Consider the following 15,154-nt stretch of genomic DNA (forward strand, 5'->3'; position numbering starts at 1 on the left):
GGAGTAGGTAATGAGCACCTTGAAGTACTCTTGTTTTAAAGTAAACCCTATATTTCCTGAGGTCATGACCTCCCTGGGACATAAACTCTCCCATGAATGCTCGCCACACTTTCACCTCGATTATGATTTCACCTTAGTCACATCGGGAATATTAGAATTAAAAGTCGGCAATAAAACACTATTCTATAGTCCTAATCAAATAAGCATCATCAACCCTGGCTATGTGCATTATGGTAAAGGTGTGGGGAAAGAGAGCCTTTCCACCAGAAACGTCAGAATAAGCCAGAGATTTATCCATCAGATAGCGAGAGCAAACCATCCCAACTTCGAGTTTCCTCTTTTATTTTCTGAATCACCCATTTTTAGCACTGCAATGGTGACTTTATTTGAAACTTACTTCGACTTGTCGAGGAGTGATGATAGCCATCCCCAGGAAGTGTCAGAAATGGGTTGGAAACTATTCAACTCACTAATCGACCTATCCAGCGAGGGAAAACCTAATCACTCAGATGACAGAAGGCGACTCAGTAAAAGCATAGAAATAATGGATAGCGATATAGGGACAAAATTGACAGTGGCAGACATAGCGAAAGCCGTTAATTTGTCAGAATATCATTTCATCAAAAAATTTAAGCAGATTTTTGGTTTGACCCCCTATAGCTATTTTATGCAAATGAAATTAGAAAAAGCTTTTAACGAACTGATTAAAGGAGAAAAAGTGAGCGATGTTGCTGTTAAATACAACTACTCAGATCAGGCTCACTTAAGTCGCCTTATAAAAAAACACTATGGCTATACCCCAGTTAAGGTGAAGTCAATCAGCCATAAATGAAAAGCCTAATATTATTCCACTCCGTTTATTTTATATTAGAAAATGAAGTTAACTAATGTCAAATGAACGGCCAAACCAATACCTATCGACGCCAGTGCATTTTTTCGATACCAATAAACTAATAAAACAAGCAGTGCCGATAAAATTTGCGGCACACCATAAGGCTCAATGCTAAAGTCGACATGGATGAAGGAGTAGACCACAAGCAGCGTCATAACACCGACAGGCATTCTCTGTCCAATATATTTAAAATATTGGTTATCAGACAACTGAGCCATCAAAATAAAAGGGGCGAGTCGCAATCCTATAGTGACCGCGGACACTGTTAGTATCACCCAAAGCACATGCGTATCAGATATCATTAATGATCGCCTCTTCTCTAGAGTAAATATAATCTTTACTGATTAAGCTTAGATAACAAATTAAACCAGCTGCTAAAAATGCACTATGAACGACGTAATACTCCATCAAGACCCCAAAGACACTCGAAATGACAGCATATGTGATGGGCTTATTATCCACAGTATGGCGCACAGCATCGATAGCCAATGTCACAAACATAGCGGTTAAGGCAAACTCAAACCCTGTTATTTCAGGAGGGATCAAAGTGCCAATAAGCGCGCCGATTAACGTGGCGCCGACCCACCATAAATGACTAATAACTTGCAGCAGGCTAATCTCAGCTCCTGTCAGCTTCTTACCCTCACTCGTACAAGTTATGCCATAGGTTTCATCGGTTAATGCGAAAATACCATATAACTTTTGCAATGGCGTACGCAGTAACTTAAGCGGAAAAGATAACCCATAAAAAATATGACGAAAATTAACGATTAACGTCGTCCATGCCACAGTCGCCAATGGCAGCCCTGCGAGAATAAAGCTAACGACCAAGAACTCAATTGAACCGGCGAAAATAACCAATGCTGCCACCGGTGCCCAAAACCATTGAACGCCACTCGACACCATAAACACCCCCAAAGCAAGCCCGAGTGGTACATAAGCGGTTGCGATGGGGATCGTCAATTTAGCTATATAAAATATGCGGTTTATGTTCACTACCATCACCTAGCTGAATAAAGAAGATTTAATACCCACGAAATAAAGATTAAGTTATCACTGACATTGAAATAACGGGCTCATTCAACCTGAAATTGCCCGTTACATAGCCTAGAGACGCTCACTCACGGCCAATGTATCCAATATCATATTTAAACATGTCCTGAGCAATTGTTCGTCACGGGCATAGGTCAGTCTAATACCATTTTTTGTTCCAAACACCTCTGCAGGCATCACCAAAAGCTGATGCTGTTCCAGTATTGTCCTGACAAGCTTTGCTGAATCGACCGCATTTTTGGTATTAAACCAGGCGTAAGGTGTTTGATTAGGCGGGATCAGCTCTAAGTGATCTTTCGTCAATTCGGCAAACTTATCGAGCAAGGGACGGCCAATATTAAGATAATTACGGAATCTCTTAATATGCATTTCTTTTTCTGACAACACTTTCTTGGCTATATTTTCCAAGAGCAGTGAATTACATACCGAGGTATAACGCTTATAGTTAACCATATTCTCAATAATATTATCGTTATTCGATACCGCCCATCCAAGCCTTAAAGCTGGTAACCCATATATTTTTGAGAGACTGGATACAGATAACGACAATTCATATTTATTAATGATTGAACCTGAAAAATCGAGTAAATATTCTTCATCGTTCACAATCCAAATATTTTTACGTTTACACAAGAATATAATATTTTGCCACTCTTGATCACTGAGTATTGCACCTGTTGGATTACAAGGACTATTTAACACTACCTATAGGACGCACCAGAGAAATAGCTCCATTAACATTATTGAGAGAGACGCAATGAATCGCGATATAATCGAATCCATCCCGATGGAATCCTTCGGGGGCAGGATAGCCATTAAAGTCATTTTCAGCAGAGATTCGAATTTGATGACAGCCGATCTCATAATCATCTTGAGGGATTTTTGCACTCTTTATCAGTCGATGAACAATAGACTCAATATAATGCTTACTTTCCATAATTAAGGGTTCAAAATGCCGAATGACCCCTCCCATATAACGGTTAAGTTCCTCTGACTGTAGAAAAGTCGTGTTTTCTTTCTAATTTAATCTACTATTGGTGATTGAGCCTACGCTATAGGCGCGATGACGAAATACAGATTTAGACTTTAAATAATTATCTTCCTTAAGCTGATTAAATGAATTAAACGGTGCAAACTTAAACTCTTCCTGTAACTCCAATATATCAATCATCCTACTTACTCCATTATATGCAGGTTTCGGAGAAGCATAATAATTCTATTGAGGCGCGTATTGAAGGATATGGTTAATAACTTTGAAGAATACTGCGATTATTGCATCAGGGTGAGGCTCAACTCAAAAATAGGGCATTAAAAAAGGCACAAAACCAAGGGTTTGTGCCTTTTTTGTATGCATTCAGTGCTTAAGCGAACTTATAATAATGCCCCTTAAAAGCTGGCTAGCGTTCCTGCTGGCAGGTAAGCGTTAAAGCTTGCTGTGTATAACAAATCTGTCGCAGCTTCGATATCCGGTGCGAAGTATCTGTCTTTATCGTAATAGGCAACGACTTCACGTAATTCGGCTTTGGCCTTAGCCACTGCTGTACTTGGGGCTAAAGGTGCGCGGAAATCTAAACCCTGCGCCGCTGCTAACAATTCAATTGCCAGTACACCACGGGTATTTTCGCTCATATCTCGCAGGCGGCGCGCCGCGAAGGTCGCCATAGAAACGTGATCTTCTTGGTTGGCCGAGGTCGGCAAACTGTCAACCGATGCAGGATGGGCGTAGGTTTTGTTTTCAGAGGCCAATGCCGCCGCCGTCACTTGGGCGATCATAAAGCCCGAGTTCACCCCGCCGTTCTTAACGAGGAAAGGTGGCAGTTTAGACAGGCTAGAATCGATGAGCAGCGCGATACGACGCTCAGCAATCGCGCCTAATTCAGCAATCGCAATCGCCAAGTTATCCGCGGCCATGGCGACAGGTTCGGCGTGGAAGTTACCGCCAGAGATAATATCGCCAGTATCTTGGAACACCAGCGGGTTATCGGTCACGCCATTGGCCTCAGTGCCTAACACTTCGGCCGCGTGGCGAATTTGAGTTAAGCAAGCGCCTAACACCTGTGGCTGACAGCGCAGTGAATAAGGATCCTGCACCTTCTCGCAGTTCACATGGCTTAAGCTAATTTCGGACTCATCACCCAGTAGATGGCGGAACACCATGGCTGAATCGATTTGACCTTTCTGACCTCGGGCGGCGTGGATGCGAGGATCGAACGGACTACGGCTACCCATAGCCGCCTCGACGCTCATGGCGCCAATCACTGAACTGGCGGCAAATAAGTCTTCGGCATGGAACAGACCTTCCAGCGCCAGCGCGGTAGACGCTTGGGTGCCGTTAAGCAGCGCTAGACCTTCTTTAGCGGCTAAGTCGAGCGGCTTAAGGCCGGCGATTTCTAAGCCTTCGGCGGCCGAAATAATCTGCCCTTGGTAGCTCATTTCACCTTCGCCCAGCAGCGGCAAACACATATGGGCTAACGGTGCTAAGTCGCCGGAGGCGCCAACGGAACCCTTTTCAGGCACGCAGGGATAAACCTCGGCATTCACTAAGCTAATGAGGAAGTTGATGACTTCTAAACGAATGCCCGAAAAACCACGGCTTAAGGAGTTGATCTTTAACACCATCATCAGGCGCACTGTGGCGTCCTGCATATACTGGCCCGTGCCCGCCGCATGGGATAACACGATAGAGCGTTGCAGTAATTGCAGATCTTCCGGGGCAATCTTAGTGTTGGCCAGCAGACCAAAACCTGTGTTGATGCCATAAACGGTGCGGCCTTCATCCAATACCTTTTGCACGATTTGCGCGCTGGTGTTGATCTCGGTAATCGCCTCTGGCGCCAATTCGAGTGTCAGTTTATGGCGACTGATTTCACGCAGTTGCGCCAGGCTTAGGCTGCCGGGCGTTAATACTAAATGATTGACTGATTTCATTTTTATATCCGTATTCTTCTGGTTGTTTTTAACGGGGCTGTTTTTAACAGTTTGCTTTTCACGGTTAGCCTTTAAGCATGGGCAGATCTAAGCCCTGCTCCTTGGCGCAGTTTTTGGCGATCTCATAACCCGCATCCGCATGACGCATCACGCCTGTCGCTGGGTCATTCCACAGTACGCGGCCAACCCGTTTAGCCGCCGCATCTGTGCCATCACAGACGATCACTACGCCCGAGTGTTGGCTAAAGCCCATGCCTACACCACCACCGTGGTGCAGCGACACCCAAGTCGCGCCACTGGCGGTGTTGAGCAGCGCGTTTAGTAATGGCCAGTCTGATACTGCGTCCGAACCATCCAGCATAGATTCGGTTTCACGGTTAGGGCTGGCGACTGAACCTGAGTCTAAGTGGTCACGGCCGATCACTATTGGCGCCGACAGCTCACCGTTTTTGACCATCTCGTTAAAGGCTAACGCTAAACGCGCACGGTCTTTTAAGCCCACCCAGCAGATACGCGCCGGTAGACCTTGGAAGGCGATGCGCTCGCGCGCCATATCTAACCAGTTGTGCAGGTGTGGATTGTCGGGGATCAGTTCCTTCACTTTGGCGTCGGTCTTGTAGATATCCTCTGGATCGCCAGACAGAGCCACCCAACGGAATGGGCCGATACCTTCGCAGAAGAGTGGTCGAATATAAGCAGGTACGAAGCCAGGGAAATCGAAGGCGTTTTTAACGCCAGTTTCGAAGGCCATTTGGCGAATATTGTTACCATAATCTAAGGTCGCCGCGCCCGCCGCTTGCAGATCCAGCATGGCTTGCACCTGTACCGCCATCGAGGCTTTAGCCGCTTTCACGACTGCCGCTTCATCGGTTTTACGCATGTCGGCTGCTTGCGCCATAGTCCAACCCTGTGGCAAATAGCCATTCAGTGGATCGTGGGCTGAGGTTTGGTCGGTCACTACATCGGGTGTAACACCGCGCTTAACTAACTCGGCAAACACATCGGCGGCGTTGGCTAATAAACCCACTGACACTGGATGACCTGAGTTGTTTGCCTCTTCAATCATGGCGATGGCTTCATCTAATGAAGTCGCCTTTTTATCCACATAGCGAGTACGCAGACGAAAATCGATGCGAGTCTCGTCGACTTCACAGGCGAGCACAGAGAAGCCTGCCATAGTCCCGGCGAGCGTTTGCGCGCCGCCCATGCCGCCTAAGCCGCCAGTGAGGATCCATTTGCCTTTGGAGATGCCATCAAAGTGTTGTTTTGCCACGGCAACGAAGGTCTCGTAGGTGCCCTGGACAATGCCCTGAGTACCGATGTAAATCCAAGAACCCGCGGTCATCTGGCCATACATGGCCAAACCTAACTTATCTAACTCGTTGAAATGCTCCCAATTTGCCCAATGTGGCACTAGGTTTGAGTTAGCAATTAATACCCGCGGTGCATCCGCGTGGGTGCGAAACACGCCCACAGGCTTGCCCGATTGCACTAATAGGGTTTCGTCATCTTCGAGACGTTGTAGCACTTCGATGATTTTGTCGTAGCAATCCCAGTCGCGGGCAGCGCGGCCGATACCGCCGTAAACCACTAAATCCTCTGGGCGCTCGGCCACATCGGGATGTAAGTTGTTCATTAACATGCGCATTGGCGCTTCGGTTAACCAGCTTTTACAGCTTAATTGGCTGCCGTGGGGCGCAATAATGCGGCGGCTTGGGTCGTGTCGCTTATCCATTGAGATGTCCTCTTTCAACCTGTTGAACTCACTCGCCTTACGGCTAAGTGCTATTGTTTTTATTGTGTTTTTGTCGCTAAACCTAAGGTTAAAGGCATAAGCTCTTAACGGGTTTTCGCGAGTTGTTATTTATTGAATGTCAGATGTCCGCCGAGTTTAAAGCGGCTACCCGGGTGTACTAATTTGGCAAAACTCACCACCCCTTGGCGTGACCAAGTGCGGCGTAAAATCTGTAAACAGGGCTCGGTCGCGGGGATCGCTAACCTCTGCTGCAATTCGCTACTGGCAATAATAGCCTCAATCGTATGATGCGCTTCGGTCAGTGGCGCCACCTGAGACAAATATTCATGGGGTGTCTGTTCACTAAAATCCTGCGCCAGATAGTCGGGCGCAAAGGCGGGGTTCACATAACGCTCCTCCACCTGGAGCGGCACGCCCTGCTCGCAATGCACTAATATTGAATGAAATACCGAACTGTCCACTTCGAGCGCCAGTGCGATGGCAATCGGCGCACTAGCATTGACTCGATGGAGTGCTAACTGCTGCACACTGTAACCATGGCCACGGTCTTTGATTTCGTCGGCGATATTGCGAATGGCGAGCATGGAAGATTGCGACTTACGCCCCGCCACAAAGGTGCCAAGCCCCTGTGAACGCTCTAGCACCCCATTGTCTGTCAGTTCCGTCAAGGCACGGCGCGCCGTCATGCGGCTACAGACAAATAGCTCGGCGAGCTGGTTCTCCGAGGGCACGCGGGCATTCTCTTCCCACTCACCGGACTCGATACAGGTGATAATGTATTGCTTAATTTCTGCAAACTTAGGAATAGCCAAAACATTTCCTCGGTATAAGAATCTAAAATCTAGTAGGTGCTAGCCACTCTTTCAAACGTTCGAAATTGCGGCTACAATCCTAGCTTGTATATACAAGTAAATACAAGCTAGCTCACATAACTTTCGATAATAAAGAGTTTGCGGGGCCAAAAAACCAACGCAGCGAGGGATAAAGATGTCTTGGGATCAGGTTTGGATAGACGTTAATTTAGCAACAATGGACCCTTCCATATCAGCACCTTATGGTGCGATTACCGATGCAGCCATTGCAGTAAAAGACGGTAAAATTGCCTGGTTAGGCCCACGCAGTGAACTGCCCACCTTCGATGTGTTGTCCATTCCTGTTTACAGGGGCAAAGGCGGCTGGATCACTCCAGGATTGATCGACGCCCATACTCACTTAGTGTTTGCTGGCAATCGCGCTAATGAATTTGAGCTACGCCTAAAGGGCGCCACCTACGAGGAAATCGCCCGCGCCGGCGGCGGGATTATTTCGACGGTTAACGCCTGCCGTGAGGCCGACGAAGCCGAGTTATTTGACCTCGGTCGCCAACGTTTAAATGCCTTAGCAAAGGAAGGCGTCACTACGGTTGAGATTAAATCTGGCTATGGCTTAGATACCGAAACTGAACTCAAAATCCTGCGCGTGGCCCGCGAACTCGGCCAACATCACCATGTGGATGTGAAGACCACCTTCCTCGGTGCCCATGCGGTGCCACCCGAATTTAAAGACAATAGCGACGGCTATGTCGACTTAATAATCAATAAGATGCTGCCTGCGGTGATTGCCGAAAACCTCGCCGATGCGGTGGATGTATTCTGTGAAAACATCGCCTTTAACCTAGAGCAAACCGAGCGCGTACTGAGCGCCGCCAAGGCTGCGGGTTTACAAGTCAAACTGCATGCCGAGCAATTAACCAATATGGGCGGCAGCGCACTGGCCGCACGTCTTGGCGCTAAGTCGGTTGATCATATTGAATATTTGGATGAAGCAGGCGTAAAAGCCCTAAGCGAAAGCGGCACCTGCGCCGTGCTGTTACCGGGCGCGTTTTACTTTTTGCGGGAAACCCAAAAACCGCCAATCGATTTATTGCGCCAATACAACGTGCCTATGGTGCTCGCCAGTGACTTTAACCCCGGCTCATCGCCCATTTGCTCGACCCTGTTGATGCTGAATATGGGTTGCACCCTATTCCGCTTAACGCCGGAAGAAGCCTTAACTGGCCTAACACTCAATGCCGCTAAGGCGCTTGGGATTGAAGATAACGTCGGCAGCTTAGTGGTCGGAAAACAGGCGGATTTCTGTCTGTGGGATATTTCAACCCCAGCACAACTAGCCTATTCCTACGGCGTCAATCCCTGCAAAGATGTAGTGAAAAATGGCAAGCTTATTCACCAATAAACGGCTTAAGCGTAAGATGGATTATGCCTTGCTGAATTAATTCTTACTTAAATAAAGTCTTTAAACTGTAAACTTAACGGGGATAACTAAAATCCCCGCTTGAATTACCACTTAACGATGGCAGACAAGGTAAGTATCTTCTGAGATCCCACGTATACCTCTCCCCTACATTCGGCACTAAATTAGGGCTCATCCCAACAAATTTATTCCCTATCGCACTTATTGCAGTAATGTAATAATTACGTGTAATGTATGTAGCTCACAATAATAAGCGACTAGCTTGCATAGTTGTTGATTGATTCATCTATAAATCATTTTTAAAGGACATTTGTCGTAAGGATACACTCTTCATGAAGCAATTTTTGCTACTAATCTGTGTCGGCTGGCTGTTAAGCGGTTGCATACAACCCATCTCAAAGTTAAAAAACGATCAAGACAGGCCGCTCGATAGCAACACGGGTTATTTGCTGATGTCGGTGGATACCAATGTAGACTTACACAGCATAATGCTTAGCGGCACTAAGTACCTGCAACTGACTGCACAAGATTTAAAATTTGGCTCTAATTACATCATGGTTGATGTGCCCGCGGGTGACTATGAAATTAGTGATATCAAATTAAATCGCTATCTAAAAATAGGGCTAACAGATGATATGTGGAATTTTCATGTTGAACCTGGAAAAATAAACTATATTGGCCATTTGAGTATTGATGCAATATGGAGTTATTTCTCATTTGATGGCGTTAGAGCTATTTTAGAAAACCAATCAACCAACGCACTCGAGTATTTAGAAGATCATTTCCCTAAAATTTACCAAGTAAGAGAACTACATTACGCAGGCCCAGGGGAAGATCATTTCTTTGAGTACGCCCGTAAAGTTAAAGAAGGGGCTGTACAATGAAAAATCTATTTATACTATTTACTTTTATATTTGGATTAAGTGCGAATCATTCCATTGCATCGCCCATTCCTGCAAATAAATTATTTGCCAACTCAGCATTAAGCAATCTGCAATTTTCACCCGATGAGAAATATATTTCCGGCGAAGTTATTGAGGAAAAAGGTAAGTTTCTATCATTAATTAATGTGGAAACCAATGAATACACGAACATCATTCAGTTAGATGCCGATGAAAGCATTACAGAATATGCTTGGCTAGACAGTAACAGTATCTATGTAAAATATTTGCAAGGGCGGAACAGCTTTCAAGCCGTGCTAGACATCATCCACAAGGATGGCGTTGTACGGTCAAAAACCAATCGATTAACGTTCGAAGGCTCCCTTGTTAGGGTCAAACCTAACTCAGGAACCCTATTATATGGTTATAACAGCCGTAATAGTGAGTATCAAAAGTTATACGAAGTCACAGTAAATGAATTAAAGAACAAGGTATTTTCATCAAAAACCTTAGTTGATGATGATCTTCGAAATGTTTTTGGTTATTTCTTTGATGAAAATAAAGAAATGCTGTTTGCATTAACGCTGGATAAAGATGCAAAAAAAGTTGACTTTCACTATCGATTCCTTACGAATAAAAGATGGCAACACTTGTTTAGTTTGACATCGGACAAAGAAACCTTTATCCCGCAACATATTATCGATAACAATACCATGTATGTGCTTAGTAATCAGAGCACAGACAAAGTCGCGTTGCATAAATTCGATATAAAACAGCAAAGAGTGACCGAACTCGTTTATGAAAATCCAAAATTTGATTTAATAGACAGTACTTTTGATGAAAACAATCAATTGCAGTCCGTATCATTTTACGAAAATGGCCAGTTAAATACACAATATTTTGATCAACAGGCTAATCTCCAACAGGCAGTATTTAAGCATTCATTCCCTAATAAGCATACGGTAGTGACAGCGACCTCACCGAGTGGCAAGTTCAGTGCATTATATGTTTATGCTTCTGATGATCCAGGCACTCGCTACGTTTATAACAATGAGACGAAAAAAGCGTTTTTACTCTCTAAAGTGCTACCCAATCTCGAAGGCTACACCTTAAGTAAAACCGAAGCCTTTACGGTTGAATCCGATACTGGCGTATCCGTGGAGTCATACCTCACACTGCCCCAATCGGATAATGCAAATGGTGTGCTATTAGTTATGCCCCACGGCGGCCCAGTTGGTATCCGCGATTACGATGGCTTTAATCCGGAGAGCCAATACTTCACTAGCAGAGGATTTGCGGTATTAAGGGTGAATTTCCGCGGCTCAGCCGGATATGGAAAAGCCTTTCTTACAGGTGGTGTAGGTCAATTTGGATTAGACATAGAAAAAGATATCACAGCAGCGGTGGAACATGTTCGAGCAAAACACCAATTTAAACGTAGCTGCGCTATAGGTGCCAGTTATGGTGGCTACTCATCTGTGATGCTCGCCATTAAACATCCAGACCAATACCAATGTGTCGTCGGCGCATACGGTATTTACGATCTACCTTTACTCTTTAATTCCAGCAACATCAAAGCAACCGAAGAGTTTCGCCAAATGACGGCAAATGCCGTCGGTAAATACAGCGCTGAATTAAAGGCAACATCACCGGTTTATTTGTCCGATAAAATGAATGCTCCCTTGCTATTGATTGCTGGCACTGAGGATATGACCGCCGAGCTAGAACATAGCCACAGACTTGAATACGTTTTAAAAGCGAGGGGGCGAGCACCGGAAACCTTGTATTACAAGAAAACCGGACACGGGCACACGAATCTCTATTGGTTGCAGCATGAAACGATTAGCACGGCAGATTTTTTACAGCGCACATTAGAGCTGCCTGAGTACGAATCTACAGTCACGGATAAAAAAGCGTTAGCCGCACTCGCCGAAGATTATGTAACCCTTGGTGATGCCCGTAACTGGGAGACTAAGATAGAACTCAATAAAGGGCTAGCCATGGAGTATTACCTTAGGGCAGCTAAAATGGGCAGTGGTCGAGCAAGCTTTCTCGTTGGCATTAAACATTATGATAACGAAGAAAAGCTCGCTTCAATTTCTTGGTTTGAAAAAGCAGCTGAAGCAGATTTTGCGCCAGCTAACTATATGCTAGGACTGATGTTCACTGGTGAAGATGGCATGACCACAGATCTTGCCAAATCCTTCCACTATTTTGAGTTAGCTAATGAGCAAGGTGCCGACGCTAGGGCAAGGCTAATGATGGCCAAAGCGTTATGTACAGGCGCTGGTGTAAGCAAAGACGTAAGTCGCTGTGCAGAACTCCTTGCCTTGTCTGACTTGAAAGCTAAGCCCACTTACTTACAAAAAAATGAAGTCACTAAAGCGAGTTTGTCTTTGCAATCACAGGTAATCGCTGAGATTTTTGCTGAGACTGATTTTAATTCGGGTGAGTTGCAGCTGCTGCAGAATATGATAAATAGCGAACTGAAAATTAAGTTAAAACCTTTAGCTCTCGATGATGTCGCGGCAGGCATTATCATTGATTCCACGGGAAGCAAGGGCAAGAGTGAAATCCAAGTTGCTAAAAACGTAAAGTTTAATCCCGGAGATGTTATCGGGACGGTATTTGCGGTTGATATGGCATCCAAGCAAGACAATGTCGGTCTAACGTGCAACTGGAGTTACCTAGACGCAGAAGGGAATAGCAAATCACTCCATAATCATTTGCTATGGGGCAATAGTGATAATCAGGAGTGGAGCTGTACTCATAAAATACTTCCAGAGGATCAGCCAACGGGGACTTATGTAGTCACCTTACGTGATCTGTCGGATAGTGTCTTGTTAGTAAAAGAATTTAACATGATTCAATAATCGAAAATGACGTGCCTAGGTTAAACACTTAATGATGATCGCATGATGTTCCACAGGGTATAGCACCTAGGTGCGCCTGCGCTTAATCTCATAACAAGCCGTCCTAAAAAGTCCCTCTGAACCACTTAGAAACAGAGGGACTGCTTAGGCCTCACCCGTCCGATAAAGTGAGCGACAATTAGGAACTACCATTTAACTATTTTGCCCTTTTCAGCAACCAAACGAGACTGAAATAAATGCACTTTCAGCCCTAATTCGCATTTTATTCTTCAAACTCACTATTTTGCTGGCACCCTAGAAAACCAGTGTCATTAAATAATCACCAGAATAAAATAAATAAACAACATGGGATGCAATTAATTATTTATAACGCTTGTCACACCATATAAAAATATCAATTTATAGAACGACAAACTGATTAGTACCTGCATAAACACTAAAGACATTTTGAGCCGAAAAAGTTCACTTATTTCGAGAGAATACGCCCGATATGGGCAAGATAAGCCGTTAAAATCGCCCTTTACAGCCGACGCCATACACAAAAAATTAACAGCAATCACACTTTAATGACATTTAGATTGTGGCATAATGCTGCGGTTTTTCTCGATTATCACTCTTTAATCGATTGAAACAAAATCATTCTGGGGTCCAGTATTGGCCGATATAAGGTCAAACTGAAAATAAAATAATAATGAGTAATGTTGATGATAAATAAATCCAAAATCGCAATATCTATGTTTATGGCGGGCTTGGCATTGAATGCCAATGCCGAACTGTTAATTAGTGAAGTACTATATGACACACCCAATAATGACAGTACCGAAGAATATATCGAACTGTTTAATCCAGGCTGCGATGCTATCGATTTAAGCCAGTATCAATTAAATGATAACGGTGCCAGCTTAAATCTCACAGGCACTTTAGCCGCGGGTCACTATTTGACCGTTGCAATCAATGCCGCGGGTTTTAACAACCTCTTTGGCACAACTGCCGATATCGCCCCCATGCCACTCACCTTAGGCAACTCCGGGGACTATGTTCGCCTCACCAAGGGCGCAGATGAAATTGATCTGGTCGCTTGGGAAGGCGGAATCTCAGGCTGGAGTCTCAATGTTCGTGATGTTTCCCTCGTTCGAACGACTAGCCTCAACACTAAGTCTCAAACGGATTGGGCCGCAGCCATCAATGCTGGGACGCCGGGCAGCGGCAACTTAGCCTCACTATGCGATACCAGTGGTGGCTCTACACCCCCAACGACCAATGACAATCTGCTTGAACCAGGCGAGAGCCAGCTCAACCTCAGTGCGGCCCAGGGCCAAGTGCTTAAATTTGTCGCCGATGTGCCAGAAAATGCCACTGAACTGAGCTTCACCATGAACGGTGGCAGCGGTGATGCCGATATGTATGTCCGTTACGGTAACGAGCCAACGACCAGCCAATATGACTGCGCACCTTACCTTTCTGGTAACAATGAATCCTGTCCTATCGCAAACGCAGCGGCAGGACGTTATTACGTCAATCTAGTGGCTTATCAGAGCTTTAGCGGCATTAGCTTAACGGTTAATTACACTATGCCCACCCCCACATATCCCGATAACGGTTCTGGCGGAAACACCGGTGGCACCACACCGGATCCCGATGGCTATAGCTTCAATAGCTATTACGCGAATGCGATAGGGAAAAGTGGTAGCACACTAAAAACCAGTTTAAACCTGATTATTCGAGATCAGACCCAATTCAGCTATGCGCAGGTTTGGGATGGACTGAACTACACCGATGAAGATCCAAATAATAGCAACAATGTGATCCTGTTATATACGGGCCGCTCAGAACCGAAAACCAACCGTGCGGGCATGAGCAGTTCCTTAGATGCTTGGAATCGGGAACACGTCTGGGCCAAGAGCCATGGCTTCCCCAATAGCAGCCAACACGCTTATACCGACCTTCACCACTTACGCCCAGCGGATGTGACAGTCAACAGCACTCGCGGTAACAAGGACTTCGCCTTAGGAGGCACACCGCTGAGCGAAGCGCCGGCAAACAAGACAGACAGCGATAGTTTTGAACCTGCCGATATGGTTAAAGGTGATGTCGCCCGTATGGTCTTCTATATGGATGTGCGTTATCAAGGTGGGGATAACAGTGGAACGCCGGATCTGAGCGTAGCGAAGGGCACGACAGGTGAAGGGGAGCCCTTACTCGGCGATCTTTGTACCCTATTGGGCTGGCATATCCAAGATCCCGTGAGTGATTGGGAACGTCGCCGCAATAATCGCGTTTATGAGCAACAACACAATCGCAACCCGTTTATCGATAACCCACAATGGGCTGCAGATATCTATAGTGCCTCATGTAACTAATCCCGTTACTTAATCCTCCAAGCTAAGCCCGACCTAGGTCGGGCTTATTATTCTCAGCTATTCCCAACCAGCTATATTAAACATTTCCGCCCAATGCGTTATTCCCGCAATGCTTCTACGCGGGTTGTTAAACTTCTGAGTCAGTTCTTAAAAGATTTGATTCATCTGATGAAAAACGT

At 45.5% G+C, this 15,154-nt stretch carries 11 protein-coding genes and 1 pseudogene; 5 read left to right on the forward strand and 7 right to left on the reverse strand.

Annotated features, from left to right (window positions below):
* The first annotated feature begins 10 nt into the window (after nucleotides 1-10).
* Nucleotides 11-832: an AraC family transcriptional regulator gene (locus COW15_RS00935; RefSeq protein ID WP_293628840.1), complete on the forward strand. Its 822-nt coding sequence runs from the start codon at nucleotides 11-13 to the stop codon at nucleotides 830-832.
* Between the two features lie 35 nt (nucleotides 833-867).
* On the opposite strand, the gene COW15_RS00940 is transcribed toward COW15_RS00935, so the two are convergent.
* The 7 genes and pseudogenes from COW15_RS00940 to hutC form a co-directional block, all read right to left on the reverse strand.
* Entirely contained in the window at nucleotides 868-1,194 is a 327-nt protein-coding gene (locus COW15_RS00940; protein ID WP_293628842.1) for an AzlD domain-containing protein, read from the reverse strand.
* Complete coding sequence (locus COW15_RS00945) at nucleotides 1,184-1,894, reverse strand: AzlC family ABC transporter permease (protein ID WP_293628844.1); 711 nt, start codon at nucleotides 1,892-1,894, stop codon at nucleotides 1,184-1,186. Before COW15_RS00945 ends, COW15_RS00940 begins: the two co-directional genes overlap by 11 nt.
* Before the next feature lie 105 nt (nucleotides 1,895-1,999).
* Nucleotides 2,000-2,647, reverse strand: coding sequence for a pyridoxal phosphate-dependent aminotransferase (locus COW15_RS00950; protein WP_293628846.1), 648 nt, complete (start codon nucleotides 2,645-2,647; stop codon nucleotides 2,000-2,002).
* Nucleotides 2,637-2,948 (reverse strand): annotated as a pseudogene (locus COW15_RS00955) (2OG-Fe dioxygenase family protein); the annotation flags it as partial. The pseudogene COW15_RS00955 and the gene COW15_RS00950, both read right to left, overlap by 11 nt.
* 383 nt (nucleotides 2,949-3,331) lie before the next feature.
* Nucleotides 3,332-4,873 carry a histidine ammonia-lyase gene (gene hutH, locus COW15_RS00960; protein WP_293628848.1) on the reverse strand — a complete coding sequence of 514 codons (1,542 nt, stop codon included), beginning with the start codon at nucleotides 4,871-4,873 and terminating at the stop codon, nucleotides 3,332-3,334.
* A gap of 64 nt (nucleotides 4,874-4,937) precedes the next feature.
* Nucleotides 4,938-6,608 carry a urocanate hydratase gene (gene hutU, locus COW15_RS00965; RefSeq protein ID WP_293628850.1) on the reverse strand — a complete coding sequence of 557 codons (1,671 nt, stop codon included), beginning with the start codon at nucleotides 6,606-6,608 and terminating at the stop codon, nucleotides 4,938-4,940.
* 125 nt (nucleotides 6,609-6,733) lie between these two features.
* On the reverse strand, nucleotides 6,734-7,441 hold the full coding sequence (hutC, locus tag COW15_RS00970; RefSeq protein WP_293628851.1) for a histidine utilization repressor: 708 nt from the start codon (nucleotides 7,439-7,441) through the stop codon (nucleotides 6,734-6,736).
* 175 nt (nucleotides 7,442-7,616) lie between these two features.
* Here hutC and hutI point away from each other — a divergent pair, with 175 nt between their 5' ends.
* The 4 genes from hutI to COW15_RS00990 all read left to right on the forward strand — a co-directional run bounded on the left by hutI (nucleotide 7,617) and on the right by COW15_RS00990 (nucleotide 14,975).
* Complete coding sequence (gene hutI / locus COW15_RS00975) at nucleotides 7,617-8,843, forward strand: imidazolonepropionase (RefSeq protein WP_293628852.1); 1,227 nt, start codon at nucleotides 7,617-7,619, stop codon at nucleotides 8,841-8,843.
* A 350-nt stretch (nucleotides 8,844-9,193) separates the two neighbouring features.
* Nucleotides 9,194-9,745, forward strand: a complete 552-nt coding sequence (locus COW15_RS00980) for a hypothetical protein (RefSeq protein ID WP_293628853.1) — start codon at nucleotides 9,194-9,196, stop codon at nucleotides 9,743-9,745.
* On the forward strand, nucleotides 9,742-12,615 hold the full coding sequence (locus COW15_RS00985; protein ID WP_293628854.1) for a prolyl oligopeptidase family serine peptidase: 2,874 nt from the start codon (nucleotides 9,742-9,744) through the stop codon (nucleotides 12,613-12,615). The genes COW15_RS00980 and COW15_RS00985 overlap by 4 nt, the downstream gene beginning before the upstream one ends.
* A gap of 704 nt (nucleotides 12,616-13,319) precedes the next feature.
* A complete protein-coding gene (locus COW15_RS00990; protein WP_293628855.1) occupies nucleotides 13,320-14,975 on the forward strand; it encodes an endonuclease in 1,656 nt (551 codons plus the stop codon).
* Nucleotides 14,976-15,154: the final 179 nt, after the last annotated feature.

Origin of the sequence: Shewanella sp. CG12_big_fil_rev_8_21_14_0_65_47_15 (genome assembly GCF_002783505.1) — a bacterium.
Lineage (GTDB): Bacteria > Pseudomonadota > Gammaproteobacteria > Enterobacterales > Shewanellaceae > Shewanella.

What these genes read in the sequence shown, in the direction of transcription:
- COW15_RS00990 (WP_293628855.1), top strand. Translation starts at nt 13,320, where the DNA reads ATGATAAATAAATCCAAAATCGCAATATCTATGTTTATGGCGGGCTTG.
- COW15_RS00940 (WP_293628842.1), bottom strand. Translation starts at nt 1,194, where the DNA reads ATGATATCTGATACGCATGTGCTTTGGGTGATACTAACAGTGTCCGCG.
- COW15_RS00935 (WP_293628840.1), top strand. Translation starts at nt 11, where the DNA reads ATGAGCACCTTGAAGTACTCTTGTTTTAAAGTAAACCCTATATTTCCT.
- hutH (WP_293628848.1), bottom strand. Translation starts at nt 4,873, where the DNA reads ATGAAATCAGTCAATCATTTAGTATTAACGCCCGGCAGCCTAAGCCTG.
- hutI (WP_293628852.1), top strand. Translation starts at nt 7,617, where the DNA reads ATGTCTTGGGATCAGGTTTGGATAGACGTTAATTTAGCAACAATGGAC.
- hutU (WP_293628850.1), bottom strand. Translation starts at nt 6,608, where the DNA reads ATGGATAAGCGACACGACCCAAGCCGCCGCATTATTGCGCCCCACGGC.
- COW15_RS00980 (WP_293628853.1), top strand. Translation starts at nt 9,194, where the DNA reads ATGAAGCAATTTTTGCTACTAATCTGTGTCGGCTGGCTGTTAAGCGGT.
- COW15_RS00945 (WP_293628844.1), bottom strand. Translation starts at nt 1,894, where the DNA reads ATGGTAGTGAACATAAACCGCATATTTTATATAGCTAAATTGACGATC.
- COW15_RS00985 (WP_293628854.1), top strand. Translation starts at nt 9,742, where the DNA reads ATGAAAAATCTATTTATACTATTTACTTTTATATTTGGATTAAGTGCG.